Here is a 26640-nt window from a genome sequence, read left to right as displayed (position 1 = left end):
ACGGCTAGACTTCTTGCAAGCCGCGCCGATACTGGATTGCTTCGGCCACATGGGCTGAAATAACCTGCTCTGTCCCCTCCAGATCGGCAATCGTGCGCGCCAGCTTGAGCACGCGATGATAGCCGCGCGCCGACCAGTTCAGGCGGCTCATTGCTCCCTGCAGTATCTTCTCGCCGGCGCTGTCGGGTTTGCAGAAATGATCGATTTCCTTGGCCGACAAGCCATTGTTTTGCTTGCCCTGGCGCGCCACTTGCAGCTCGCATACTCTTTCCACCCTGGCTGCTATCGCTGCTGACAATTCGCCGTCGGCGGCTTTCAATAACTGATCCTGCGGCAAGGCCGGCACCTGGATCTGCATGTCGATCCGATCCAGCAACGGGCCGGAAATCTTGTTTTGATAACGCAGGATATTGTCAGGCGTGCAACGGCATTGCTTGACCGGGTGACCCAGGTAGCCGCAAGGGCAGGGATTCATGGCGGCGATCAGCTGGAATTGCGCGGGGAAGTCGGCCTGGCGGGCCGCCCGCGAAATCGTGATGCGGCCGCATTCCAGCGGCTCTCGCAATACTTCCAGCACGCGGCGGTCGAACTGCGGCAATTCGTCGAGGAACAGGACGCCGCGGTGAGCCAGCGAAATCTCACCGGGACGCGGCGGGCTGCCGCCGCCCACTAGCGCCACGGCCGATGCCGTATGATGCGGCGCCCGATACGGCCGCACCTTCCATTTTGCGCTGGAAAAGCCGCTGGTGAGCGATTGCACCGCCGCAGATTCCAGCGCATCGCGATCACTCATGGGCGGCAAAATGCCGGGGAAACGCGCCGCCAGCATCGATTTTCCGGTGCCGGGCGGCCCCATCAGCAGTACGCTATGGCCGCCGGCTGCGGCGACCTCCAGTGCGCGTTTGGCTTGCAGTTGGCCTTTGACATCGCTGAAATCCAGATAGTGCGGCGGCCTGCGCTGCGGTTCGGCTGCGTGGCGCGATAATCTTGTTTCCGCTTGCTTGGAGGAGAAGTGAGCGCACACTTGTAGCAAACTGCCGGCGGGGAGAATACGGGCATCGGTAACCAGTGCCGCCTCGTCGGCATTGGCTTGCGGCAGGATGAAGGCGCGGCTTTTGTCGGCAGGCGAAGTGGTGCTGGAGCTGGAGGCTGTCATGGCGAAGGTCATCGCCAGCGCGCCGCGTATCGGCCTCAGCTCGCCGGACAACGAGAGTTCGCCGGCGAATTCGTAGTCGTCCAGTTCATCCGCCGGAATTTGTCCGGACGCCGCCAGGATGCCGAGCGCAATCGGCAAGTCGAAACGACCCGATTCCTTGGGCAGGTCGGCTGGCGCCAGATTGACGGTGATGCGGCGGGAAGGGAATTCGAAACGGGCATTTTGCAGCGCTGCGCGGACCCGGTCCTTGGACTCCTTGACCTCGGTTTCGGGCAGGCCGACGATGGTGAAGCTGGGCAGGCCGTTGGCCAGGTGGACTTCCACTGTGACTGCGGGCGCTTGCATGCCTGCCAGCGCCCGGCTTTTTAGTACAGCCAGCGTCACTGGCGCGGCATTATGGTTGCTTCAACTGGGCTTCAAGCTCCGTCACGCGGGCTTCAAGCGCCTCGAGCTTGGCGCGGGTGCTGGCCAGCACCTGGGCTTGCACGTCAAATTCCTCACGCGTCACCAGGTCCAGCTTGGCGAAGCCTTGGCCCAGCATGGCCTTGACGTTTTTCTCGATGTCCTTGGCAGGGGAGTTTTCGATGGCCTGGTTGATCTTGGCTTGGATGTCGTCGAAAAAATTGGGTTTGTTCATGGCGGCCCTCCGGCGGTAAATAAGAAAAATGATAACCGATACGAGCAAACCCTACATCGAAATTCTGCCTGGAGGCGGCAGTTTAAGCCTTTACTGCTTAAGCCAGCTGCTTGCGATATTGCACGAAGCCCGAGCGATCGGCGATGCGGTCGTACAACTGCATCGCCGTGCTGTTGGTCTCGCGGGTCAGCCAGTGCACCCGCGTGCTGCCGGCCGCCTTGGCCGCAGCGTAGACATGTTCGATCAATAGCCGGCCGAGGCCGGTGCCGCGCTGTTCAGGGGCGACATACAAATCTTGCAGATAGCAGGAATCCTCTACCGTCCAGCAAGAACGATGGAATATCCAGTGCACCACCCCGACCGCCTTGCCGTCCACGGTGGCCAGGGCGCCGAATATCGGTTCCTTCGGGTCGAGCAGGCGCTGCCAGGTGACCAGGCGCACGGCAGCGGTAACCTCCGCCTGATAAAAGCCGAGATAGCCCAGCCATTGCGGCTCCCAGGCAGCGAAGTCTCGTTCGCCGAGCGACTGGATAACAATATTTGAATGGGATGCGGATTCTGAAGCCAAGATAATCTCCTGTCGAAATGGATTTACTCGCTAACGGTAGGTAGCGGAGCCGGTTACAAAACAGCATTCATCGTAGCGCCAGAAGTTGGTATCATCAAAGATCCAAGATTGATTATATTTGTAGATCCAATTCAGTAAATTCTGCGATTTGGCGCAGCTAATGATAGTCTTTCATAAAAGACAATTATCGAGGAGAGACATGGTTAAAGCGAAACTATTGCTTCTGTGCGCGGCGTTCTGCTTTTCCGCAGCCGTCCAGGCGAACGAACCGCAAGCGACGGAGCATGACGTGGTTTTCAAGGACTTTCGCTTTGCTTCCGGGGAGACCTTGCCGGAACTGCGCATCCATTACCGTACCTACGGCGAGCCGCGCCGCGGCGCCGACGGTAAAGTCAATAATGCTGTGCTGATCCTGCATGGCACCGGCGGCACCGGCGCCCAGTTCATCCGACCGGAATTTTCCGGCGAGCTGTTCGGCGCGGGCCAGCTGCTTGATGCCTCGCGCTATTTCCTGATCCTGCCGGACGGTATCGGCCACGGCAATTCCAGCAAACCGAGCGACGGTTTGCGCGCCAAGTTTCCGCACTACGGTTACCGCGACATGGTCGAGGCCCAATACCGGCTGTTGACGGAAACCCTGGAAGTGAATCATTTGCGCCTGGTGATGGGCACTTCAATGGGCGGCATGCAGACCTGGATGTGGGGCGAACAGCATCCGGCTTTCATGGATGCCCTGATGCCGCTGGCCAGCGTGCCGAGCCAGATTTCAGGCCGCAACCGGGTCTGGCGCCGCATCATCATCGACGCCATCCGCAACGATCCGGCGTGGCAGGGCGGCAATTACAGCAGCCAGCCGCCGAGCTTGCGCACCGCCGAGCAAATGCTGTTTTTCATGTCCAGCAATCCCTTGCTGCGGCAACAGCAGATGCCGGACCTGGCGCAAGCCGATCAGGCCTTGGATAACGCGGTAGCGGCGGCCATGAAAAGCGCCGACGCCAACGATACCCTGTATTTCATGGACGCTTCGCGCGACTACGATCCCGGGCCGCTACTGGATAAAATCCGGGCGCCGCTGATCGCGGTCAACTCCGCTGACGATCTGATCAATCCGCCGGAAATCGGCATTCTGGAGCGCGACGTCAAACGCGTGCCGGGCGCGCGCATGGTGATGGTCAAGCTGAGCGACGCGACGCGCGGCCATGGCACCCACACGGTGGCTGTAGTCTGGAAACCCTGGCTGCGGGAATTGCTGGCATCGCCCCAGCGCAACTGATGATGAAACCTGCGGCGCCGGCGCTGTCGATGAATCTGGACCCGGCCGGGATTGCGCTCGACGGCGGCAAAGGCCTGGCCAAGCAGCTATGCCTGGCCTTGCGCCAGCGCATCCTGGCGGCCCCTGACACTTACCGCATCAAGCTGCCGACTTCGCGCAACCTGGCGCTGGCGTTGAAGGTATCGCGCAACACCGTGGTGCGCGCGTATGAACAGCTGTACGCCGAAGGCTATATCAGCAGCAGGGTCGGCGATGGCACTTATGCCGACGGCCTGGCGGCTGCGGTTGTGGCTGGTCCGGTAGTGCCGGCCGCCGCGGCGCCGGCGATGCAGCTGTCATCCATGCAGCAGCGCCTGAGCGGATTTGAGGCACGGCGGCGCCGCTTTGACGGCCCGGCGCGCGCCTTCCGGCTTGGCATTCCCGCTTACGACCTGTTCCCCAGCGCCATCTGGGCGCGTCTGCAAGGCAATTTCTGGCGTCGCGCGCCGCTGGCGCAGATGGGTTATGGCGAGGCTGCCGGCGATGTACGCTTGCGCGAGTTGATCGCAGCCTACCTGCGCCAGGCGCGCGGCCTGGTCTGCGAGCCGTCGCAAATCATGATCACCGCCGGCGCCCAGCATGGCATCGCCCTCTGCGCGCAGCTGTTGCTGGATGCCGGCGATAAGGTGGTGGTGGAAAATCCGTGCTACCCGGCAGCCGCTGCCGCCTTGGCTTTGTCCGGTGCGCAGCTGGTGGGAATCGGACTGGACCAGGATGGCATGGATACCAGCCAGCTGGCGCTGCATGGCGACTGCCGCCTGGCGTATGTGACGCCGTCGCACCAGTATCCGGTCGGCGTCACGCTGTCGCTGGCGCGGCGGCTCGAACTGCTGGCCTGGGCCGAACGCCACGACAGCTGGATCATCGAAGACGACTACGACGGCGAATATCGCTATGACGGCACGCCGCTGGCGCCGCTGGCGGCGCTGGATCACAATGCCCGTGTGCTGTACGTCGGCACTTTTTCGAAAATCGCCTTTCCCGGCCTGCGCCTCGGCTATCTGGTGTTGCCGCCCAAACTGGTGCCGGCGCTCGGCGCGCTGCGCGCCATGGGCGACCGTCACCCGCCTGCGGCGGATCAAGCCGTGATGGCCGAGTTCATCGCCGCCGGCCATTTCCAGCGGCACATCCGCCGCATGCGGCGTGCCAGCCGTTCCCGCCGCGATGCCTTGCTGGCGGCCTGGGCGCCGCTGTTCGGCGCGCAACTACCCTTGCCCAAGGTTGCCGCCGGCCTGCACCTGAGCTTGCCGCTGGCCAGTCCGCAGCAGGAGACCGAGCTGGTGGCGAAAGCTATCGCCGCAGGGGTCGAAATCAATCCGCTGAGCCGTTTTTGCATCCCGGGCCTGGCGGTGAATCCGCAGCACCGTGCCGGCCTAGCGCTGGGTTTTGCCGGCGTGGATGAGGCCGCGATCCGCAATGCATTGTTATTACTGCAACAAGCCTGGCGTTGATTTGTAGCTGACTACAAGATGTCATGTAGTTCGATCGGATAATCGCTGCACCAGAATAATGCGCCGGCAGGTGCATGCCTTATTTTGGTGCGCTGCACTGCACAATATTTCTGCACAAGAACGTCCCCTAATTAACAGTCACTAAAAAAGCACAAATAAATCGCCCCATAAGTGGTATTAAGCCGGCAAAAGGAGCGGCTGGAACAGTTGGCATGGGTTCTGCTATGGAAAGTACGAAGAGTACGGATTTAGCGGTTTTCATTCAACATACCAACAGGGACTTCCATGAAAAAGCTGATTTTAGCCGCAGCAATAGCAGCAAGCTTCACCGCAGGTTTTGCGCACGCCGAAGATGCCAAGCCTGACAATGAAATCAGTTACAACATCGGCCTCGTGAACGACTACCGCTTCCGCGGCATTTCGCAAACGCGTTTCGATCCCGCAGTGCAGGGCGGCGCCGACTACACCAATAATCCAACCGGTCTGTATGCCGGCACCTGGCTCTCCAACATCAAGTGGATCAAGGATGCTGTCGACAGCGCGAATACCGGCACCGGCGGCAAGGGACCGGTGGAGTGGGATATCTACGGCGGCAAGCGCGGCGACCTGCCGGGCGGCTTTACCTATGACGTTGGCGGCCTGTACTACTACTACCCGACCAACAACTACAGCCAGATCGGCCGCAACGCCAACACTTTCGAGCTGTACGGCCAGATTGGCTACGGACCGGCCTACTTCAAATATTCGCATGCGATGACCAACCTGTTCGGCACCATCGATAGCAAGAACAGCGCTTACTACGATGCCGGCGCCAATATTGATGTCGGCGCTGGCGTCACGCTGGGCCTGCACCTTGGCCATCAGACCGTGGAACACACCAGCTTCGCCAGCTATACCGATTGGAAAATCGGCGCCACCAAGACCTTTGACCAGCTCGCCGGCATCACCTTGGGGCTGGCCTATGTCGGCACCGACGCCAAGGATGGCGCATACGTCAGCCCGAGCGGCAAGAACCTGGGGCGCAACGGCGTGGTGTTTTCTCTGGCGAAGACCTTCTAACAGACCGATATCAAAACAGCGGCGGCAAGCGCTTCGCGCCGCCGTCTCACAAAACCAACGAGGCCGATATGAAACTGATTACAGCGATCATCAAACCATTTAAGCTCGACGAGGTGCGTGAAGCACTTTCGGCGATAGGCGTGCAAGGCATCACCGTGACCGAGGTAAAAGGTTTCGGCCGCCAGAAGGGCCACACGGAACTGTATCGCGGCGCTGAATATGTCGTCGACTTCCTGCCGAAGACAAAAATCGAAGCAGCAGTGGACGACAGCATCCTGGAACAGGCGGTAGAAGCGATCGAGACCGCGGCCCGTACCGGAAAGATCGGCGACGGCAAGATTTTTGTATTTGATCTGCAGGAAGTTATTCGTATTCGTACCGGTGAAACCGGCAAAGACGCAATCTAAGGGGATGAAAATATGAACAGAATATTTGCAACGATTTTAGCGTCTTGCGCGCTGATCGCGGCGACTTCGATGCTGCCGGCTGCGGCGGCTGACGAGGCGTCCGCTCCGGCAGCCAGCGCGCCAGCAGCTGCGGTGGCATCCGCCAGCGCGGATGCTTCCACACCAGCGCCGGCACCGGCAGCAGCGGCTGCTCCGGCCCCGGCCGCCGCCGCTGCTGCAGCGCCTGCCGCAGCAGCTCCCGCGGCGCTGGTGCCAAACAAGGGCGACACCGCCTGGCTGCTGGTCTGTACCGCATTCGTGATCCTGATGACCTTGCCAGGCCTGGGCCTGTTCTACGGCGGCTTGGTGCGCAGCAAAAACATGCTGTCGGTGCTGATGCAGTGCTTCACGGTGTTTTCGCTGATCATCGTGCTGTGGATACTCTACGGTTACAGCCTCGCGTTCACGGAAGGCAATTCCTTCTTCGGTGGCTTCAGCCGCCTGTTCTTGCATGGCATGACGCCTGATTCCGTGGCGGCTACCTTCAGCAAGGGCGTGGTGGTGCCTGAGTTCGCCTACGTGGTGTTCCAAGGTGCGTTTGCCGCGATTACCTGTGCCCTGATCATCGGCGCCTTTGCCGAACGCGCCAAATTTTCGGCGATCCTGGTGTTCACCGTATTGTGGTTCACTTTCGCCTACCTGCCGATGGCGCACATGGTCTGGTTCTGGCCTGGTCCGGATGGCTTTGTCGATGCTGCTTCCGCAGAGAAGCTGACCGCTACCGGCGGCTGGCTGTTCCAGAAGGGTGCGCTTGATTTCGCCGGCGGCACCGTGGTGCATATCAATGCCGCTATCGCCGGCCTGGTTGGTTCGTACGTGATCGGCAAGCGCGTCGGTTTCGGCAAGGAAGCCTTCAAGCCGCATAGCCTGACCCTGACCATGGTCGGCGCATCGCTGCTGTGGTTCGGTTGGTTCGGCTTCAATGCCGGTTCGGCCCTGGAAGCCAACGGCAGCGCGGCTCTGGCCTTCATCAATACCTTGCTGGCGACTGCTGCCGCGGTGCTGAGCTGGAGCGCTGGCGAATGGATCGGTAAGGGCAAGCCTTCCATGCTGGGTGGCGCATCCGGCGCGGTGGCCGGCCTGGTGGCGATTACTCCTGCAGCTGGTTTCGTCGGCCCGATGGGCGCTTTGATCATGGGCTTGCTGGCTGGTTTCGTTTGCCTGTGGGGTGTGACTGGCCTGAAACGTTTGCTGGGCGCGGACGATGCGCTGGACGTCTTCGGCGTGCATGGCGTCGGCGGTATCATGGGTGCGCTGCTCACCGGCGTGTTCGCGGCGCCTAGCCTTGGCGGCACAGGCATCTATGACTACGTCACCAATGCGGTCCTGCCAGACTATTCGATCCCTGGCCAGCTGTGGATCCAGTTCGAAGGTGTGCTGACGACGCTGGTCTGGTCGGGCGTGGTATCGCTGATTGCATTCAAGCTGGTCGATATCGTCATGGGCTTGCGTGTGACTGAAGAAGAAGAGCGCGAAGGCCTGGATATCTCCAGCCATGGCGAGTCTGCCTACCATGATTGAGATGTGTGATTAAGACGTCACGGTCAAGCCTTGCCTGATCTGGCCGGATAGCAGAATACCGCTATCCGGCGGTTCGATCGGCGTCTTGCACAATCCCGGGTCGATAGCCATCGCCTGGGATTTTTTGTTTCCAGTTTAAGAACAGCAGATTCAGGAGATTTCCATGGACCCGACCAGCACCCCGCAACGCTTGAGCGCCTGTACGGTGGAAGACGTCAGGGCTGACCAGTTCGATAGTGTAGTGGGGCCGCTCACCGATATCCTGATGGCTTGCGTGGCAAATGGCGCCAGCATCGGCTTCGTCGACACGCCGGCTGCCGAAGATGCCTTTTCCTTCTGGTACGGCGTCAGCGGCTCGCTGGTAAGCGGTGGCCGCCGGCTGCTAGTGGCGCGCTTTGCCGGCGAGGTGGTCGGCACCGTGCAGGTCGTGCTGGCGACGCCCGCCAATGGCCATCATCGCGCCGAGATTTCCAAGTTGCTGGTGCATCCTGATGCGAGACGCAAGGGAGTGGCGCGCCTATTGATGCAGCAGGCTGAGGCGATCGCCCGGGCCGACGGCCGCTCCTTGCTGATTCTCGACACCCGTACCGGCGATGCCGCCGAGTCCTTGTACAGTTCCATGGGGTTTGAACTGGCCGGCATCATTCCGGACTATGCGCGTTCGACGGCGGGCAAGCTGACCGATACAAGTTTCATGTACAAGCAAATCTAAGCCCGAGTAATTTGGCAAGCATCTGGCGTCTAGCAGGCGGCCATCACTGCGCTGTATGCACCAAAGCGAGAATCCAGACGCTCTCATTGACGATCCCGTACAGCAAGCGCTATTACATGTGAAACACTGCACTAGCTTTCATGCGGGATCAGTCCGCGCGTATCGGGAATGCTGCCGGCCTTTCCTGAGAACGGGAACTGTGCCAGGTTGAGGGCGGCCTGGCTGAACAATTCATCCAACCTGATTGCAGCCGCCAGATCCTGCTCCGCAATGTAATCCAGGATATCGCTGCGATCTTGCTCAGCTTCGCCTACCCAATGAACATTCACCTCTTGTTCGCGCCCGCTTTGCCCGGCAATTCAGTGCGGCGCCGAGCGAATTCAGCCTCGACCTCGTCATTTGAGCTGCTGCGTCCGGCCTGCATGTCTGTCCGGGCGGCCTCAACCTTGCGCAGCAGGAAGGCGTCATATTCCCGGGCTTCAGTCTGGCGCTGCACAAACTCGCGCATGAATTCGCGCACGATTTGCGACGCCGGCCGATGCGCTGCCGCGGCTTCGGCCATGAACTTGTCGCGCAGTTCTGATTCGATCTTCATGGTGAAAACGGCCTCTTTAGTCATGGCAAATCCCCATAAAATAATTACAAGGTATATACCTTATCATTACTTTTTCCGGAATTAACCTGTGTTATAAAAATACTGCCTCATTGAATAAAGCGTGATGCATATAAAATGACATATGGGCTTTGTGTTGTATATAAGATAATTCCTGTCTGTTACGAATATACCGCAGAGGTGGGATGTTTCACTGCGCTTTTTGTCAATCGGAGGGCTTTAAAAATCCGCTAGTGGCCCGATGTAAAGTGAGCTAATCGGCCTCACCGGGCAACCATCGCGCCATTTACGCAACATTGCGGCGGGTTACCGGCGAAATAATGCATTTCCCGTTAGAATCGGCGGCTTGCCTTGGAAGTCTTGAAATACGCTTCTTTGGTTGGCAGCAACGCATTTGCACACGCTACATCGTTTCCAAAAGAAAGTTTTATATGGTTCCGCATCTCGTCACGGCCCTGAATGGCCCGTTGCTCGATCTAGAAAAGAAAATCCTCGCAGCTACCCCGGCTATCGAGCGCTGGTTCCGGATGGAGTGGCAGGAGCACACGCCGCCGTTCTATTGCTCGGTCGACCTGCGCAATTCCGGTTACAAGCTGGCCCCGGTGGATACCAATCTGTTCCCGGGCGGCTTCAGCAATCTGTCGCCGGAAATGCTGCCGCTAGCGATACAGGCGGCGATGGCGGCCATTGAAAAATATTGTCCGGACGCCAAGAACCTGTTGCTGCTGCCGGAGCTGAACACACGTAATACTTTCTATCTGCAAAACGTCGCGCGGCTGATGCAGGTGTTCCGCCAGACCGGTCTGCATGTGCGGCTCGGTTCGCTGGCGGAGGATGTCAAGGAGCCGCAAACCATCGAATTGCCGGACGGTAGCACCATCACGCTGGAGCCGCTGGAGCGCTCCGCCAATGGCCGCCGCCTGGGGCTGAAGAACTTCGATCCCTGCACCATTTTGCTGAACAACGACCTGTCGTCCGGTACGCCGGCGATCCTGGAAAACCTCAACGAGCAAAATGTCTTGCCGCCGTTGCATGCCGGCTGGACTGTGCGCCGCAAAAGCAACCATTTCACGGCTTACGACGAAGTGGTGAAGAAATTCGCCAAGCTTATCGATGTCGATCCGTGGATGCTGAACCCGTTTTTCGCCAAGGTCGACCAGGTCGATTTCCAGGCCACCGACGGCGACGACAAGCTGGCGGCCAGCGTCAGTTCGCTGCTGGCGAAGATCCGCAAGAAATACAAGGAATACGGCATCACCGAAAAGCCGTTCGTGATCGTCAAGGCCGACGCCGGCACCGACGACATGGGCGTGATGAGCGTGACCGATGTCAGCCAGATCAAGGAGCTGAGCCGCAAGCAACGCGAGAAACTGTCGCTCGGCAAGACCGGCGGCGAGATCCATGACCTGATCATCCAGGAAGGCGTGCATACTTTCGAACACATCAACGACGCGGTAGCGGAGCCTGTGGTGTACATGATCGACCGTTATGTCGTCGGCGGTTTTTACCGTGTGCACGCGGAGCGCGGCATCAATGAAAACCTGAATGCGCCGGGCGCCCATTTCGTGCCGCTGGCGTTTGCCCAGCAGCACGCTTTGCCAGACATGCTGGCCAAGCCGGGCACGACCGCACCGAACCGCTTCTATATGTATGGCGTGGTAGCGCGCCTCGGTTTGCTGGCGGCTTCGCTGGAAATGGAAAAGACCGATCCGAACCCTGAAGAATATTAATCATCAGTTTGTCCTGACCTCAGCAACCATAAGGCCGAAAATATGAAAATCGCTTTCCTCGCCGATCCGCTCAACACCTTCAAGACGTATAAGGATTCGACTTACGCCATGATGGTGGAAGCGGTCAAACGCGGCCATACGATCTATGCCTTCGAGCAAAAAGACATGGCGCTGGAAAGCGGGATCGTGACCGCCAATGTGGTCAAGGTGACCCTGACAGGCGACGCCAAGGATTGGTTCCGCGCCAGTGCGCCGGCGGCCATGTTCCTGTCGGAATTCGATGCGATCCTGCTGCGCAAGGATCCGCCTTTCGACATGGAATACATTTACACCACCTATCTGCTGGAACTGGCGGAAACCCAGGGCGCGCGCGTCTTCAACAAGCCGCAGGCAATCCGCGACCATAATGAAAAACTGGCCATCGCACAGTTCTCGAAATACACTTCGCCGACCCTGGTGACGCGCGACGCGGCGCGCCTGCGCGCTTTCCACGAAGAACACCAGGATGTGATCCTGAAGCCGCTCGACGGCATGGGCGGCGCCGGGATTTTCCGGGTCCGGCAGGACGGCCTGAACCTGGGCTCGATCATTGAAACCCTGACCGACAACGGCCAGCGCACCATCATGATCCAGCGTTTCATCCCTGAGATTGTCGCCGGCGACAAGCGAGTGCTGGTGATCGGCGGTAAAGTGGTGCCGTTTTCGCTGGCGCGGATCCCGCAGGGCAGCGAAGTGCGCGGCAACCTGGCGGCGGGCGGCATCGGCGTGGCCCAGCCGCTGACTGCGCGCGACCGCGAAATCGGCGAAGCACTTGGGCCGGTGCTGGCACAGCGCGGCTTGTTACTGGTAGGATTAGATGTGATCGGCGACTATTTGACCGAGGTCAATGTCACCAGCCCGACTTGCTTTCAGGAAATTAAGCAGCAAGCCGGTTTTGATGTTGCCGAGATGTTCATTGATGCGCTGGAAGCAGCCCTGGCCTGAGCTGGTGTAGTGTTTCGTCAGCGCCGGCAGCTTGCCGGTGCGCTGTAAGTGTTGCAGTAAAACCGTTGTAAACCGGGATAGTCCGCGCTGCGGATTCGAGTGAAACTATGATTGGCATTCTTCTTTTAACCCACGCTCCGCTGGGCCAGGCATTCATCGCAGCTGCCTCTCACGTGTTTCGTCATACACCCGAACGGCTGGAAGCGATCGACGTTATCGCCGACCAGAATCCGATGGAAGTGCAAAAACTCGCCAAGCAGGCCGCGGCCCGCCTGGACGACGGCTCCGGCGTACTGGTGATTACCGACGTCATGGGTGGCACGCCTTCCAATTGTACGTTGCCGTTTTGCAGCGGCAACCAGACCCAGGTGATTGCCGGCATCAGCTTGCCGATGCTGCTGCGCGCCTTGACTTACCGTAACGATACGCTCGACGTGGTGACCGAAATGGCGCTGGCCGGCGGCCAGGGCGGTGCGGTAAGGGTGGATAACCGGGTTCGTGTATCACATTGATAACAGATGGCAGGAACGGATTTACGCGCGCCTAGAGCTGATAGTTAAGATAGTTAACATTATTAAAAGACAAAATGATTCAACAAGAAATCGAAATTATCAACAAGCTTGGCTTGCATGCACGTGCCTCAGCCAAATTTACCCAACTGGCCAGCAAGTTCAAATGTGAAGTCTGGATGACCCGCAACAAACGCCGCGTCAACGCCAAATCCATCATGGGCGTGATGATGCTGGCGGCCGGCAAGGGCAGCACGATCTTGCTGGAAGCCGACGGTGAGGATGAAAAAGCCTGTTTTGATGCCTTAAACCAGTTAATTCAGGATAAGTTTGGCGAAGGCGAGTAACGCCCGTCTGTCAGCTAACCCGGTTCCGCATTTATCTCTATCTATCTTTATACAGCGGTGACCAGATGGCATCCTTTACCTTACACGGCATTCCGGTTTCACGCGGCATCGCGATCGGCCGCGCACACCTGTTGGCGCCGGCTGCGATGGACGTCAAGCACTACCTGATTGGCGAAACCGAGGTCGAAGCCGAAGTCCAGCGGCTGCAGGACGCGGTCGCCGCCGTGCGTACCGAACTGCAAACCATCCGCAATGATCTGCCGAAAGAGTCGCCGCCCGAGCTGGGCGCGTTTGTCGACGTCCACCTGCTGATCCTTTCCGATCCGATGCTGGCCGAGATGTCGCTCGATATTGTCCGCAACCGCCAGTACAACGCCGAGTGGGCGCTGGTGACCCAGATCGACGAGTTGTCGAACCAGTTCGATGAAATCGAAGACCCTTACCTGCGTGAACGCAAGATGGATGTGCTGCAGGTCGGCGAGCGCTTGCTGAAAGTCTTGACCGGCACCTCCACCCGCTTGCCCGAAGTCGACAGCGACGGCGCTTCGTTCGCCAACATCGTTGTGGTGGCTTACGATATCTCCCCGGCCGACATGCTGCAGTTCCGCGACCGCGCTTTCGCCGGCTTCGTGACCGATCTCGGCGGCCAGAATTCGCATACCGCGATCGTCGCCCGCAGCCTGGATATCCCGGCCGCGGTCGGCATGAACAATGCCTCGCGCCTGATCAAGCAGGACGACTGGATCATCATCGACGGCGACGCCGGCGTGGTGATCGTCGATCCGGCCACCGTGATACTCAAGCAATACCGCGAGCGCCAGGTACATCTGCTGCGTTCGCGCAGAAAGCTCGGCAAGATCAAGAAAACCCGAGCGGTAACGCTGGACGGCACCGAAATCACCTTGCTGGCGAATATCGAACTGCCGAGCGACTGCGCGGCGGCGATGGAATCCGGCGCCAACGGCGTCGGCCTGTTCCGCTCGGAATTCCTGTTCATGGGCCGCATCGGCACCCAGCACGCCTTGCCGACCGAGGACGAGCAGTTCGAATCCTACCGGCAGGCGGTGGTGGCGATGAAAGGCCGGCCGGTGACCATCCGCACGCTCGACGTCGGCGCCGACAAGCCGCTCAACAACGATGAGCAGACCGCGCTCAACCCGGCGCTGGGCTTGCGCGCCATCCGCTATTGCCTGGCTGAGCCGCAATTGTTCCTGACGCAACTGCGGGCGATCTTGCGCGCTTCCGCCTTCGGCCAGGTCAAGCTGCTGATCCCGATGCTGGCGCACGCGTTTGAAATCGACCAGACCCTGGCCATGATCGAGCAGGCCAAGCAGCAGCTGCGCGATGACTGCGTCAAGTTTGACGAAGCCATCAAGATCGGCGCCATGATCGAGATCCCGGCGGCGGCGCTAGCCTTGCCGATGTTCATCAAGCGTATGGATTTTTTGTCAATCGGGACCAATGACCTGATCCAGTACACCTTGGCCATCGATCGCGTCGACCATGAGGTCGCGCACCTGTACAACCCCTTGCATCCAGCCGTCCTGTTCCTGTTGTCGACCGTGATCGCGCTCGGTCGCAAGGCCGGGATTCCAGTCTCGGTATGCGGCGAAATGGCGGGCGACGTCAAATTCACGCGTTTGCTGCTGGGCATGGGTTTGCTTGAATTTTCCATGCATCCGGCGCAATTGCTGGCGGTGAAGCAGGAAGTGCTGAACAGCGACCTCGACGGCCTGACGCTGCAAACCAAGAAAATCCTGCGTAACACCGAACCCAGCGCGATTGCCACCGCAGTCAGCCAGATGCGCATGCTGGCCTGATGCTGTGATGGAATGACAAAACCATCATAGTTTGACGCCAAGCCCCGACTTGGTTATTCTTGTCCCATCGCGCCGATTTGAATGGTTTCACCACCTCAGCTTGCGGGCGCGCGGCATCACCTGGTTTCCGGACCGGTAGATGCCAAATAAATACGGCTAAAGCGAGCTTGAAGTACAAGCCCAGAATTTAGCCCGATTAGCGAAAGCTCTCGGGCTTTTTTTATTTCTACACAACACAAGCAAATTGACCATGTCCCAAGGAATAGTTGCTCCGCAGTCCATGCATTTCGCCACGCCGCTGCAATTGCAAAGCGGCGCGCTGCTAGCGGATTACACGCTGGTATACGAAACCTATGGCGCCCTGAATGCCGACAAATCGAATGCCGTGCTGGTCTGCCATGCGCTGAACGCCTCGCACCACGTCGCCGGCGTGTATCAGGACGACGAAAAGAACGTCGGCTGGTGGGACAACATGGTTGGACCCGGCAAGGCGCTGGATACCAATAAATTCTTCGTCATCGGCGTCAACAACCTCGGTTCCTGCTTCGGCTCTACCGGTCCGATGCACATCAACGCCGCTACCGGCAAGCCTTACGGCGCCGGCTTCCCCGTCGTCACGGTGGAAGACTGGGTACAAGCCCAGGCACGCCTGGCGGATGTGCTCGGGATCGTGCAGTTCGCCGCGGTGATGGGCGGTTCGCTGGGCGGCATGCAGGCGCTGGCCTGGAGCCTGCTGTACCCGGCCCGTCTGCGCCATTGCGTGGTGATCGCCTCGACGCCGAAGCTGTCGGCGCAAAACATCGCCTTCAACGATGTGGCGCGGCAGGCGATCCTGACCGATCCTGGCTTCCACGGCGGCGATTATTACGCGCACGGCGTGGTGCCCAAGAACGGCTTGCGGGTGGCGCGCATGGTCGGCCACATCACCTATCTGTCGGACGACGACATGGCCGAGAAGTTCGGCCGCGACCTGCGTTCCGGCGCCTACCAGTTCGGCTTCGGCATCGATTTTGAAATCGAATCCTACCTGCGCTACCAGGGCGACAAATTCTCTGAATATTTTGACGCCAACACCTATCTGCTGATCACCAAGGCGCTCGACTATTTCGACCCGGCCAAGGAATTCGGCGGCGACCTGACGCAGGCGCTGAGCCGCACCCAGGCGCAGTTCCTGCTGGTGTCGTTCATGACCGACTGGCGTTTTTCGCCGGAACGCAGCCGCGAAATCGTCCAGGCGCTGGTCAACAACAAACGCCGCGTCAGCTACGCCGAGATCGACGCGCCGCACGGCCACGATGCCTTTTTGCTGGACGATCCGCGCTACATGAGCGTGGTGGGCGAATATTACAACCGCATCTGGCAAGAGCTGGGCCAGCTGCCGGCAAGCGCATCGACAGCAGCAACAGAAGCCGTAGGAGCCGTACATGAACTTTGATCAATTAAGCAGCTTGCGCCCCGACCTGGCGTTTATTGCCCACTGGGTGCGCGGCGATTCGCAGGTGCTCGACCTCGGTTGCGGCGACGGCGTCATGCTCGATTATCTGCAGTCAGACAAGCAGTGCGCCGGCTACGGCGTCGAAATCGACGACGCCAAGATCCCGGCTTGCGTGGCGCGCGGCGTCTCGGTGATCCAGCAAGACATGGAAGCCGGGCTCAACCTGTTTGCCGACAATGCCTTCGACACGGTGCTCTGCCTGTCGGCCCTGCAAATGATGAAAAATGTGGAGGGCGTATTGCGCGATATCGCCCGCGTCGGCCGCGAAGCGATCGTCTCTTTTCCCAATTTCGCCTACTGGCCGCACCGGGTGGCGCTGCTGCGCGGCCGCATGCCGGTATCGAAGTCGCTGCCGTATGAATGGTATGACACTCCCAACCTGCGCTGCGCCACCATCAAGGATTTTGAAGAACTGGCGAACCAAGTCGGCCTGGAAGTGCTCGAATGCGTAGCGCTCCACGATGGCCAGCCGATCTCGGTGCTGCCCAATTGGCGTGGTAGTCTTGCGGTATTCCGCTTTCGCAAGAAATAAACCCGTAAAAAATAAAGGGGTATTCCTGCCGCCCATGGCTTAAATCAGGGGCGGCACGATTGTCCACAACTCCCGCCGCCGCGGGCGCATCTATGACTTCAGCTTCAAATCCCTGGCATCACTATCTCAACCGGCGCATGCTGATCTGCGCCTTCCTCGGCTTCAGTTCGGGCCTGCCGCTGTTCATCCTGCTCAGTTTGCTGCAAGCCTGGCTGAGTAAATCCGGCCTGAATGTAAAGTCGCTGGGTTTGTTTGCGCTGGTGATGTTTCCCTACACCTGGAAGTTCGTCTGGTCGCCGCTGATGGATCGCTTCCACTTCGGCAAACTCGGCCGCAGGCGCAGCTGGATGCTGCTGACCCAGGCGACCCTGTTCGTCGCCATCGGCGCCATGGGCATGCTCGATCCGCACTCGCAGGTGACGGCCATCGCCTTCATGGCGGCGCTGGTGGCTTTCCTGTCGGCCAGCCAGGATATCGTGATCGACGCCTACCGGCGCGAAATCCTGCCCGAAAGCGAGCAGGGCCTGGGCGCCGCGATCAACGTCAATGCCTATAAGGTCGCCGGCATGGTGCCGGGCGCCTTGTCGCTGTTCCTGGCCGATCACATGAGCTGGCAGGCGGTGTTCTGGGTCACTGCCGGTTTCATGCTGCCGGGGCTGATCTGCACCTTGCTGATCAAGGAGCCGACGGTATACGGATCGCCGCCAAAGAATTTGCGGGAAGCCATCGTATTGCCGTTTCAGGAATTTATCACCAGGGATGGCTGGCGCAGCGCATTGTGGATACTGGCCTTTATTTTCCTGTATAAGCTCGGCGACAGCATGGCAACTGCGCTTGCCACCAAATTTTATATCGACCTGGGGTTTTCCCTGACTCAGATCGGCCTGATTTCCAAGACCACCAGCTTGTGGGCCAGCCTGGTCGGCGGCCTGGTGGGCGGCATCTGGATGGTGCAGATCGGAATAAATCGGGCATTATGGATTTTTGGCGTGGTGCAGGCGGCGACCATCCTGGGATTTGCCTGGCTGGCCCAGGTCGGTCCCGATCCGCTGGTGCTGGCTATCGTGATCGGCGGCGAGGCTTTCGGCGTCGGCGTCGGCACTGCCGCTTTCGTGGCGTTCATCGCGCGCGCCACCGATCCCCGCTACACTGCTACGCAATACGCTTTGTTCACCAGCCTCGCTGCGGTGCCGCGTACCTTCGTCAATTCCTCGGTCGGCTATATCGTGGCGGAAACCGGCTGGTTCCATTTCTTTATTCTGTGCTTCATCTTAGCGCTGCCGGGAATGTTAATTTTGTTCAAAGTGGCACCGTGGAATCAGAAGCAGGATGTGACAAACGGAGAAAATCCTGTTGTAAGTTAGAAAAAGGATTAGAATCAAATCGAATAATCCTCTTCTGGGCTGGGTTGAAAAGGACAGTAGCCGATCAAGGAACTGCGAGTATCCGAAGAGGTCGAACTTTCAATAGTGTAATCTTCAATTTGTTTTCGCAACATCGTTGATGCGGGGGTGATATGGATATCTACAGCAGCTTTGCAAGTCGGTTCGACAAAACCAGAGAAGAAGAATTTTCCCTAGAAGAATATCTAGCGCTTTGTAAGACCGATCCCAGCGGTTATGCAACCGCCGGCGAACGCATGCTGATGGCGATAGGCGAACCGCAACAGGTCGACACACGGCACGACCCTTCCTTGTCGCGCATCTTTGCCAACAAGGTGCTCAAGGTTTATCCCGCGTTCAAGGAATTCTACGGCGCGGAAGAGGTGATCGAACAAGTGGTCGCCTATTTCCGGCACGCCGCGCAAGGCCTGGAAGAACGTAAGCAAATTCTCTATCTGCTGGGTCCGGTCGGCGGCGGCAAGTCATCCATCGCCGAGCGTCTCAAACAGCTGATGGAACATGTTCCTTTCTATTCCCTCAAAGGCTCGCCGGTCAACGAGTCGCCGCTGGGTCTGTTCGATTACGAAGAAGACGGCGCCATCCTGGAAGAGCAATACGGCATTCCGCGCCGCTACCTGAAATCCATCCTGAGCCCGTGGGCGGTCAAGCGGCTGCACGAATTCAACGGCGATATACGGAAATTCCGCGTAGTTAAGCGCTATCCTTCGATCTTGCGGCAAATCGGGATCTCCAAGACCGAGCCGGGCGACGAAAACAACCAGGACATTTCCACCCTGGTCGGCAAGGTCGATATCCGCAAGCTGGAGCAATATTCGCAGGACGATGCCGACGCTTACAGCTATTCCGGCGGGCTGTGCCTGTCGAACCAGGGCTTGCTGGAATTCGTCGAAATGTTCAAGGCGCCGATCAAGGTGCTGCACCCTTTGCTGACCGCGACCCAGGAAGGCAATTTCAAAGGCACCGAGGGCTTCGGCGCGATCCCGTTCGACGGCATCATCCTGGCCCACTCCAACGAGTCGGAATGGAAGGCTTTCCGCAACAATAAGAACAATGAAGCTTTGCTGGACCGTATTTATATAGTCAAAGTGCCTTATTGCTTGCGGGTGTCGGAAGAAATCAAGATCTACGAAAAGCTGATCCGCACCTCTTCCTTGGGCAAGGCGGTCTGCGCCCCGGGTACGCTAAAGATGATGGCGCAGTTTTCGATACTGACGCGTCTGGGCGAGCCGGAGAATTCCAGCATCTTCTCGAAAATGCAGGTCTATGACGGCGACAACCTGAAAGACAGCGACCCCAAGGCCAAGTCGTTCCAGGAATACCGCGATTACGCCGGCGTCGACGAGGGCATGACCGGGGTCTCGACCCGCTTCGCCTTTAAGATACTGTCGCGCGTATTCAACTTCGATTCGACTGAGGTGGCGGCCAACCCGGTGCATCTGATGTATGTGCTGGAGCAGCAGATCGAACGCGAGCAGTTCCCGCAAGAGCTGGAGCAAAAGTACCTGTCCTACGTCAAGGATACGCTGGCGACGCGCTATGCTGAGTTTATCGGCAAGGAAATCCAGACCGCCTACCTGGAATCGTATTCGGAATACGGCCAGAACGTCTTCGACCGTTACGTAACCTATGCCGACTTCTGGATCCAGGACCAGGAATTCCGCGACCATGACACCGGCGAGAGCTTTGACCGGGCGGCGCTGAACGGCGAGCTGGAAAAGATTGAAAAACCGGCTGGCATCAGCAATCCGAAGGACTTCCGCAACGAAATCGTGAATTTCGTGTTGCGGGCGCGGGTTTCCAACGCCGGCAAGAATCCGCTCTGGACCAGTTATGAAAAACTGCGGGTGGTGATCGAGAAGAAAATGTTCTCGAATACCGAGGACCTGCTGCCGGTCATCTCATTCAACGCCAAAGGTTCTAACGAGGAATTGCGCAAGCACGAGGATTTCGTCAATCGCATGGTCAGCAAGGGCTATACGCCGAAGCAGGTGCGTTTGCTGTGCGAATGGTATCTGCGCGTGCGCAAGTCCTCGTAAGGACCCGTTAGGGAATAAGTTGGGCATTTGGGCGGCCGTAGCTGGATGCGATGCAAGGCGCCCGACGCGCCGCAGTGCGAGCACTGCAAGCGGTGGGCAACGCAGCAGCGCGCCAGCTACGGCCGCACAAATGTTCAAGTTATTTACTAACGGGGCCTAAGGTGAACCGATAGTAGCAGCGACTCACCGGATGCCGTCCGACTAGGAGAGCCGACCGTGTTGCATCAGATAATCGACCGTAGACTGTCTGGCAAGAACAAAAGCATTGCCAACCGGGAGCGCTTTCTACGGCGCTTCCGGGCGGCCATCCATCGCTCGGTGACCGAGGCCGTGCGCGACCGCGGCATCAAGGAAATCGAAAACGCCAAGAGCATCAGCATTCCGCGCAAGGGCATCAGCGAACCGGTGTTCGGCCACGGCCCCGGCGGCAAGCGCGAGATGGTCCATCCCGGCAACCAGGATTATCTGCAAGGCGACCGTATCGCCCGCCCGGACGGCGGTTCCGGCGGTGGCGGCGGCAGTTCCGCCAGCAATTCGGGCGAGGGCGAGGATGAATTCGTATTCCAGTTGTCGCGCGAAGAATTCATGCAGTACTTCTTCGAAGACCTGGAATTGCCGCGCCTGATCAAGACTAACCTGCTGGCGGTGCCCAGCTGGAAAAACATGCGCGCCGGTTATTCCACCGATGGCAGTCCCAATAATATCGATATCGTCCGCTCCCTGCGCAGCTCGCTCGGGCGCCGCATTGCGCTCGGTTCCCCGCTGGTGGTCAAGCTGCGTGAGCTGGAAGCGCTGATGGAAACGCTGAAGGCCGATCCGAACGACCGGCGCGATGAAATCATCCGCCTGGAAGAGGATATCCATCACCTGAAAGGCCGCATCTGGAGGATTCCCTTCATCGATCCCTTCGACCTGCGCTACGTCAACCGGGTCAAGGTGCCGCAGCCGTCTAGCCGCGCCGTCATGTTCTGCGTCATGGACGTCTCGGGTTCGATGGATGAGCAGCGCAAGGATCTGTCGAAGCGTTTCTTCATCCTGCTGTACCTGTTCCTGACCCGCAATTACGAACACATCGAAGTCGTCTTCATCCGCCATCACACGCGGGCCGACGAGGTGGATGAAGATACCTTCTTTCACTCACAGGAAAGCGGCGGCACGGTGGTGTCCAGCGCCCTGGAACTGATGAAGAAGATCATCGACGAGCGCTATCCTCCGGGCGACTGGAACATCTACGGCGCCCAGGCTTCCGACGGCGACAACTGGAATGACGATTCGCCCAAATGCCGCGAACTGCTGGAACTGGAAATCCTGCCGCGTTCACGCTACTTCGCCTATATCCAGGTGACGGTGGAAGAACAGAATCTGTGGACCGAGTACCAGCAGATCGCGGCCGTCAATCCGCAGTTTGCGATGAAGAAGGTGCAGAGCGCCAGCGAGATATATCCGGTATTCCGTGAACTGTTTGAAAAGCAGGCCCATTCATGAACGACCGTCTAGCCAAGGGCGCCAATCAAGTGCTGCCCTGTCCGTCCGATTGGAGCTTCGACCTGATCGAACTATACAACGACGAAATCGCCCGCGTCGCCGCCAGCTATAAGCTGGATATCTATCCGATCCAGCTGGAGATCATCACTGCCGAGCAGATGATGGATGCTTACGCCTCGGCCGGTATGCCGGTGAATTACCGGCACTGGTCGTTCGGCAAGCACTTCCTGATGACCGAGCGCGACTACAAGCGCGGTCAGATGGGCCTGGCCTACGAGATCGTCATCAATTCGAATCCCTGCATCGCCTACCTGATGGAAGAAAACACCATGACGATGCAGGCGCTAGTGGTGGCGCATGCAGCGTATGGACATAATTCTTTTTTCAAGGGAAATTACCTGTTCCAGCTGTGGACGGACGCCCACGCCATCATCGATTATCTGGTCTATGCCAAGGCTTACATCGCCGAATGCGAAGAGCGCCACGGCTTTTCCAAGGTCGAGGAGCTGCTGGATTCCTGCCATGCACTGATGCATTACGGCGTCGACCGCTACAAGCGGCCGCAGAAACTGTCGCTGGAAAAAGAGCAGGCGCAACGGCGCGAACGGGCCGAATACATGCAGTCGCAGGTCAATGAACTGTGGCGCACCCTGCCGGAAAAAAAGGAAGAAGCCGCCGAACGCGTCGAAGGACGCTTTCCGCCGGAGACGCAGGAAAACCTGCTGTACTTTGCCGAGAAAAATTCGCCGCTGCTGGAGTCATGGGAACGCGAAGTGATCCGCATCGTGCGCAAGATCGCCCAGTATTTCTATCCGCAGCGCCAAACCCAGGTCATGAACGAAGGCTGGGCCACTTTCTGGCACTACACGATTCTCAACACGCTGTACGATGAAGGCAAGCTGACCGACGGTTTCATGATGGAGTTCCTGCATTCGCACAGCAACGTCGTCTACCAGCCGCCGGTGACCAAGTCCTATTACAGCGGCATCAATCCCTATGCGCTGGGATTCGGCATGATGAGCGATATCCGCCGCATCTGTGAAAAGCCGACCGAAGAAGATTACCGCTGGTTTCCGGAACTGGCCGGTACGCCCTGGCTGGAAACCTTGCATTATGCGATGCGCAATTTCAAGGATGAAAGCTTCGTCGCGCAGTATTTGTCGCCCAAGCTGATACGCGACATGCGCCTGTTTGCGGTGCTGGACGATGAAAACCGCAGCGAGCTGGAAGTCTCGGCGATCCATAACGATGCCGGCTACCAGTACGTGCGGCAAGCGCTGTCGCGCCAGTACGATATCAACCACCGCGAACCCAACATCCAGGTCTGGTCAGTCAACACCCGCGGCGACCGCAGTCTGACCCTGCGCCACTTCCGCAGCGACGCCCGGCCGCTGGCCGAAGGCACCGATGAAATGCTGCGCCATATGGCGCGGCTGTGGCAGTTCGATGTGTATCTCGAAAGCGTGGACGACAGCGGCAATGTGTTGCAGCGCTATGAGTGCGTTAGCGAGAACAAGTACGTGTTGCGGCCGTAGTTTTAATCCTTTCCTTATCTTTTTTGCAGTTAAATAATAGACATTGGTTTTGTTCGAGCATAGCCTCTTGATATTGCAATAAACGCAATTTCAGGAGCGGGATCGAATGTCTGATTTTTACGATTACTTCAAGGAAAACACGGAGGGTCTTGGCCTTCCGGCCCCAGCCTCTTTGTTCGGCTCAGTGCAAGCGGCTGTCGCCAACGCCAGCGTGATTCTCAGTCAGATCGATAAATTTGGACGGGCCGTCACGATCGGAGAATTGATTGGCGCGGGAACGCGATTGGAAGGATTAGGGATAATTGCTGCGTGTTCGGCCTCGTTCTATGTCGGTTCTGTCATAGGGAGCATAGCCGTCGCAACGGGAAGATCGTTGGCAGGAGGAACATCGATGGCTGATATACTTCATACTGCTTATCGTTACAAACTCAAGCGCCCTTGGCTGATTCACGACCTGCGTCGCTGGCCAGGTATTTGTGACGCTAGTATGGCTGTAAGAAAAACCTATCGGTTTCAGATGGTCAACATATGAAAGACAGCATTCAACTACTCGCGGCTGCGGCTGCCTTCGCGATGATTGCCTGGATATTCTGGCATTTCCTCGGCAATGGCGGCGTTGGCGTAATTTCAGCGGTGGCGTTGCTCCTTCTCGTTGCTGACAACATTCGTCTGCGTCATAAATTGAAAGTGGAGCAACGGCGCTAGATTCGCAAATTACTAGCCGTAAAGCGGACACATTGTGTCCGCTTTACGTATCAGGCGCGGCTGTGCACCAGCTTGCCGGCGGCATAGGTAGCCGCAATCGCCCGGTCATCCCCCAGCAAGGCCAGCGCAAACAACAACTCTTCCAGACTCTCCGTACGCTCGCTGCGGCGCGCCAGCAGTGGCGTAGCTTTAGGATCGAGCACGATGAAATCGGCCTCTGCGCCCGCCACGAAATTGCCGATCGTACCTTCCAGCTGCATGCTGCGCGCGCCGCCCAAGGTCGCCAGGTAGAACATGCGCATGGCCGGCAGATAGGTGGTCGCCATGCGTGCTACCTTGTACGCTTCGTTCATGGTTTGCAGCATCGAAAAACTGGTGCCGCCGCCGACGTCGGTGGCTAGCGACAAGGGTACGCCTGCGGTGTCTGCGCCTGCAAAATCGAATAGTCCGCTGCCGAGGAACAGATTGGAAGTAGGGCAGATCGCCACTGCCGATTGCGTTTCCGTCATGCGGCGGCGGTCTTCATCGTCGAGCCAGACGCAATGGCCGTACATCGAGCGCGGGCGCAGCATGCCGTACTTGTCGTAGACGTCCATATAGCTGCGCGATTCCGGGAACAGCGACTTGACCCAGGCCACTTCGTCGGTATTTTCGGCAGCGTGGGTTTGCAGGTAGGCGTCAGGATAGGCCTGCGCCAGTTCGCCCGCCAACTGCAGCTGGGCATTGCTGGAAGTCGGCGCGAAACGGGGCGTGATCGCATATAGTTGGCGGCCGCGTTTGTGCCACTTCTTCAGCAGTTCTTCGCTGTCGCGGATGCCGCCTTCGGCGGTGTCTTGCAGGAATTCAGGGCAGTTGCGGTCCATCAGCACCTTGCCGGTGATCATGCGCAGATTGCGCGCTTCGCTGGCGCTGAAGAAGGCATCCACCGAAACCGGATTGACGGTGCAATACACCATCGCCGTGGTGGTGCCGCAGCGTAGCAGTTCGTCGATGAAGAACTTGGCGACTTCGCCGGCGTGGGCCGGGTCGCTGAACTTGCGCTCGGTCGGGAAGGTATATTTTTCCAGCCATGGCAGCAGGCCTGGCGCCGGCGAGGCGATCATGTCGGTCTGCGGGTAGTGCAGGTGGGTATCGATAAAGCCCGGCATGATGATCTTGCCGCGATAATCCTGGATCTTCAGTTCGCCTTTCAGCTCCACTTTCAGTTGCGTCGACAGTTGCTGATAGTCGCCGGCCGCCACCACCTTGCCATCGGCGATCAGCAGCAAGCCGTCTTCATGCCAATGACAGGCATCCGAGTGATGGGCGGGATCCGCGCTGAAATGCAGAACGCTGGCGCGGTAGGCTTGCAATGCGGACTGGTCGATATGGCTGAAGCTAGGGGCTGACATGAGAGCTATCCTTGAATAAAAAGCGGACTAAGGCCGCTATGGGCGATGCATTACGGACCCGATGCAAACCGGGCCCGATCCAGATTTGATTTAAATAGTGCTGACCAGTTGCAGCGGCATGCGCAATTGCGGGGCGCTGGCTGCCGTCTGCTGTTGTCTGGCGATCTGCTCCCATACCTGCAGCAGCTGCGCCGTCACCGAAGCGGCGATGACCGCCGGCTCCTTGCCGACAATACCGGCAATCCCGATCGGGCATACCATCTCGGCCAGGCGCTCATGCGAAATGCCGCGTTCGTGCAGGCGATGCTCGAACTGCATGCGCTTGCTCTTGGAGCCGATCAGGCCGAACCAGGCCACCCCGCCGCGCTGCAGGATTTGCGCCGACAAGCGCTGGTCGAGCGCGTGATTGTGGGTCATCACGAGGAAGCAGGAACCGTCCGGTGCGTTATCCACCACGGCTTCCGGCGTATCGGTTGCTTCGATGCGGACATTGGCCGGCAGGACGTCTGGAAACATTTCTTCGCGTTCGTCGATCCATACCACCCGGCAAGGCAGATCACCAAGCGCCTTGACGATCGCCGCGCCGACATGGCCGGCGCCGAACAGAAACAGTTGCGGCCGCGTCGCCAGGCAGGCATCCAGCAGCCAGCGGCGGCCATTATCGTCGCGCAGGATGGTGCAGGCGCCGAGCGGATTGGCGGAAGGCGTCAGCAAGGACGGCAGCGTCGGCAGCCGTCCCGGTCCGTGCAGACGTGCACCGTCGGCGTCGCACATGGCTGGCGGCGCAGCGTCGTCCAGCGCCACCAGACGCCAGCTGTCTTCGGCGTCGCGCAGGCGGCGCTGCAGGAAACTGAAATAGTCGGCCGAGGCAGGCGTCACGCGCTCAAATGCCAGATGCACCACGCCACCACAGCACTGGCCCAGCGAAGGACCAAGAGAAAAGCGCTGCAGGCGCCGTTCGCGGCTCAGCGACAAGCCTTCTTCCAGCATTTCGCGGGCGATCCTGATGGCTTGCAGTTCGAGGTGGCCGCCGCCGATGGTGTCGAACTGGCCAACCGCTGTCACCACCATTTTTGCGCCCGGCTCACGCGGCCCGGAGCCCTCGACCTGCGCCACGGTGACCAGGATCGCCGTGGTGTTTTGCGAGGTTTGCGTGATCAGCGTGGTGAGCGCTTCCAGCCAGTTGCTCATGA

The 26640-nt window shown here is 58.9% G+C and carries 26 protein-coding genes; 19 read left to right on the top strand and 7 right to left on the bottom strand.

The window, feature by feature from the left end; all coding sequences use genetic code 11:
• Positions 1-4: 4 nt before the first annotated feature.
• The 3 genes from BCF11_RS09025 to BCF11_RS09015 form a co-directional block, all read right to left on the bottom strand.
• On the bottom strand, positions 5-1540 hold the full coding sequence (locus tag BCF11_RS09025; protein ID WP_098494445.1) for a YifB family Mg chelatase-like AAA ATPase: 1536 nt from the start codon (positions 1538-1540) through the stop codon (positions 5-7).
• 10 nt (positions 1541-1550) lie between these two features.
• Entirely contained in the window at positions 1551-1793 is a 243-nt protein-coding gene (locus BCF11_RS09020) for an accessory factor UbiK family protein (RefSeq protein WP_098494444.1), read from the bottom strand.
• Between the two features lie 97 nt (positions 1794-1890).
• Positions 1891-2361 carry a GNAT family N-acetyltransferase gene (locus BCF11_RS09015; protein ID WP_369827738.1) on the bottom strand — a complete coding sequence of 157 codons (471 nt, stop codon included), beginning with the start codon at positions 2359-2361 and terminating at the stop codon, positions 1891-1893.
• A gap of 199 nt (positions 2362-2560) precedes the next feature.
• Between BCF11_RS09015 and BCF11_RS09010 the strand changes: the two genes are divergently transcribed.
• The 6 genes from BCF11_RS09010 (at position 2561) to BCF11_RS08985 (ending at position 8862) form a co-directional block, all read left to right on the top strand.
• Complete coding sequence (locus tag BCF11_RS09010) at positions 2561-3634, top strand: alpha/beta fold hydrolase (protein ID WP_098494443.1); 1074 nt, start codon at positions 2561-2563, stop codon at positions 3632-3634.
• A complete protein-coding gene (locus BCF11_RS09005) occupies positions 3634-5124 on the top strand; it encodes a PLP-dependent aminotransferase family protein (protein ID WP_199110799.1) in 1491 nt (496 codons plus the stop codon). Before BCF11_RS09010 ends, BCF11_RS09005 begins: the two co-directional genes overlap by 1 nt.
• Before the next feature lie 285 nt (positions 5125-5409).
• Positions 5410-6183: a TorF family putative porin gene (locus BCF11_RS09000; protein WP_098494441.1), complete on the top strand. Its 774-nt coding sequence runs from the start codon at positions 5410-5412 to the stop codon at positions 6181-6183.
• Between the two features lie 68 nt (positions 6184-6251).
• Complete coding sequence (locus BCF11_RS08995) at positions 6252-6590, top strand: P-II family nitrogen regulator (protein WP_038493850.1); 339 nt, start codon at positions 6252-6254, stop codon at positions 6588-6590.
• Positions 6591-6602: 12 nt separating this feature from the next.
• The gene (locus BCF11_RS08990) at positions 6603-8150 is read left to right on the top strand and encodes an ammonium transporter (RefSeq protein WP_098494440.1); all 1548 of its coding nucleotides are present in this window, start codon (positions 6603-6605) and stop codon (positions 8148-8150) included.
• A gap of 163 nt (positions 8151-8313) precedes the next feature.
• Positions 8314-8862: a GNAT family N-acetyltransferase gene (locus BCF11_RS08985; protein ID WP_098494439.1), complete on the top strand. Its 549-nt coding sequence runs from the start codon at positions 8314-8316 to the stop codon at positions 8860-8862.
• A gap of 131 nt (positions 8863-8993) precedes the next feature.
• Here the strand turns inward: BCF11_RS08985 and BCF11_RS08980 are convergent, their stop codons facing one another.
• Together BCF11_RS08980 and BCF11_RS08975 are read right to left on the bottom strand one after the other, a co-directional pair.
• On the bottom strand, positions 8994-9191 hold the full coding sequence (locus BCF11_RS08980; RefSeq protein ID WP_233212425.1) for a type II toxin-antitoxin system RelE/ParE family toxin: 198 nt from the start codon (positions 9189-9191) through the stop codon (positions 8994-8996).
• Positions 9188-9481 carry an antitoxin of toxin-antitoxin stability system gene (locus tag BCF11_RS08975; RefSeq protein ID WP_098494438.1) on the bottom strand — a complete coding sequence of 98 codons (294 nt, stop codon included), beginning with the start codon at positions 9479-9481 and terminating at the stop codon, positions 9188-9190. The genes BCF11_RS08980 and BCF11_RS08975 overlap by 4 nt, the downstream gene beginning before the upstream one ends.
• Positions 9482-9906: 425 nt before the next feature.
• Here BCF11_RS08975 and gshA point away from each other — a divergent pair, with 425 nt between their 5' ends.
• The 13 genes from gshA to BCF11_RS27955 all read left to right on the top strand — a co-directional run bounded on the left by gshA (position 9907) and on the right by BCF11_RS27955 (position 24056).
• Entirely contained in the window at positions 9907-11205 is a 1299-nt protein-coding gene (gene gshA / locus BCF11_RS08970) for a glutamate--cysteine ligase (protein WP_098494437.1), read from the top strand.
• Between the two features lie 42 nt (positions 11206-11247).
• On the top strand, positions 11248-12189 hold the full coding sequence (gene gshB, locus BCF11_RS08965) for a glutathione synthase (RefSeq protein WP_098494436.1): 942 nt from the start codon (positions 11248-11250) through the stop codon (positions 12187-12189).
• 107 nt (positions 12190-12296) lie between these two features.
• Positions 12297-12701 carry a PTS sugar transporter subunit IIA gene (locus BCF11_RS08960; protein ID WP_098494435.1) on the top strand — a complete coding sequence of 135 codons (405 nt, stop codon included), beginning with the start codon at positions 12297-12299 and terminating at the stop codon, positions 12699-12701.
• A gap of 74 nt (positions 12702-12775) precedes the next feature.
• Complete coding sequence (locus tag BCF11_RS08955; protein ID WP_061945059.1) at positions 12776-13045, top strand: HPr family phosphocarrier protein; 270 nt, start codon at positions 12776-12778, stop codon at positions 13043-13045.
• A gap of 65 nt (positions 13046-13110) precedes the next feature.
• Positions 13111-14865, top strand: a complete 1755-nt coding sequence (gene ptsP, locus BCF11_RS08950; protein WP_098494434.1) for a phosphoenolpyruvate--protein phosphotransferase — start codon at positions 13111-13113, stop codon at positions 14863-14865.
• 250 nt (positions 14866-15115) lie between these two features.
• On the top strand, positions 15116-16300 hold the full coding sequence (locus BCF11_RS08945; RefSeq protein ID WP_098494433.1) for a homoserine O-acetyltransferase: 1185 nt from the start codon (positions 15116-15118) through the stop codon (positions 16298-16300).
• Entirely contained in the window at positions 16290-16892 is a 603-nt protein-coding gene (gene metW, locus BCF11_RS08940) for a methionine biosynthesis protein MetW (RefSeq protein WP_098494432.1), read from the top strand. The genes BCF11_RS08945 and metW overlap by 11 nt, the downstream gene beginning before the upstream one ends.
• Before the next feature lie 92 nt (positions 16893-16984).
• Positions 16985-18256 carry an AmpG family muropeptide MFS transporter gene (locus tag BCF11_RS08935; protein WP_098494431.1) on the top strand — a complete coding sequence of 424 codons (1272 nt, stop codon included), beginning with the start codon at positions 16985-16987 and terminating at the stop codon, positions 18254-18256.
• A 152-nt stretch (positions 18257-18408) separates the two neighbouring features.
• Entirely contained in the window at positions 18409-20331 is a 1923-nt protein-coding gene (locus BCF11_RS08930; RefSeq protein WP_098494430.1) for a PrkA family serine protein kinase, read from the top strand.
• 216 nt (positions 20332-20547) lie between these two features.
• Positions 20548-21816 carry a YeaH/YhbH family protein gene (locus tag BCF11_RS08925; protein ID WP_098494429.1) on the top strand — a complete coding sequence of 423 codons (1269 nt, stop codon included), beginning with the start codon at positions 20548-20550 and terminating at the stop codon, positions 21814-21816.
• Positions 21813-23351, top strand: coding sequence for a SpoVR family protein (locus BCF11_RS08920; RefSeq protein WP_098494428.1), 1539 nt, complete (start codon positions 21813-21815; stop codon positions 23349-23351). The genes BCF11_RS08925 and BCF11_RS08920 overlap by 4 nt, the downstream gene beginning before the upstream one ends.
• A gap of 106 nt (positions 23352-23457) precedes the next feature.
• Entirely contained in the window at positions 23458-23883 is a 426-nt protein-coding gene (locus BCF11_RS08915) for a hypothetical protein (RefSeq protein WP_098494427.1), read from the top strand.
• Positions 23880-24056, top strand: a complete 177-nt coding sequence (locus BCF11_RS27955) for a hypothetical protein (RefSeq protein WP_098494426.1) — start codon at positions 23880-23882, stop codon at positions 24054-24056. The genes BCF11_RS08915 and BCF11_RS27955 overlap by 4 nt, the downstream gene beginning before the upstream one ends.
• Before the next feature lie 50 nt (positions 24057-24106).
• On the opposite strand, the gene guaD is transcribed toward BCF11_RS27955, so the two are convergent.
• Entirely contained in the window at positions 24107-25447 is a 1341-nt protein-coding gene (gene guaD / locus BCF11_RS08905; protein WP_098494425.1) for a guanine deaminase, read from the bottom strand.
• 90 nt (positions 25448-25537) lie between these two features.
• Positions 25538-26638 carry a xanthine dehydrogenase accessory protein XdhC gene (xdhC, locus tag BCF11_RS08900; protein ID WP_098494424.1) on the bottom strand — a complete coding sequence of 367 codons (1101 nt, stop codon included), beginning with the start codon at positions 26636-26638 and terminating at the stop codon, positions 25538-25540.
• Positions 26639-26640: the final 2 nt, after the last annotated feature.

Origin of the sequence: Collimonas sp. PA-H2, assembly GCF_002564105.1 — a bacterium.
GTDB lineage: Bacteria > Pseudomonadota > Gammaproteobacteria > Burkholderiales > Burkholderiaceae_D > Collimonas.
Note: the sequence above shows the minus strand (reverse complement) of the source record. Positions and strands in the feature narration are given on the sequence as shown.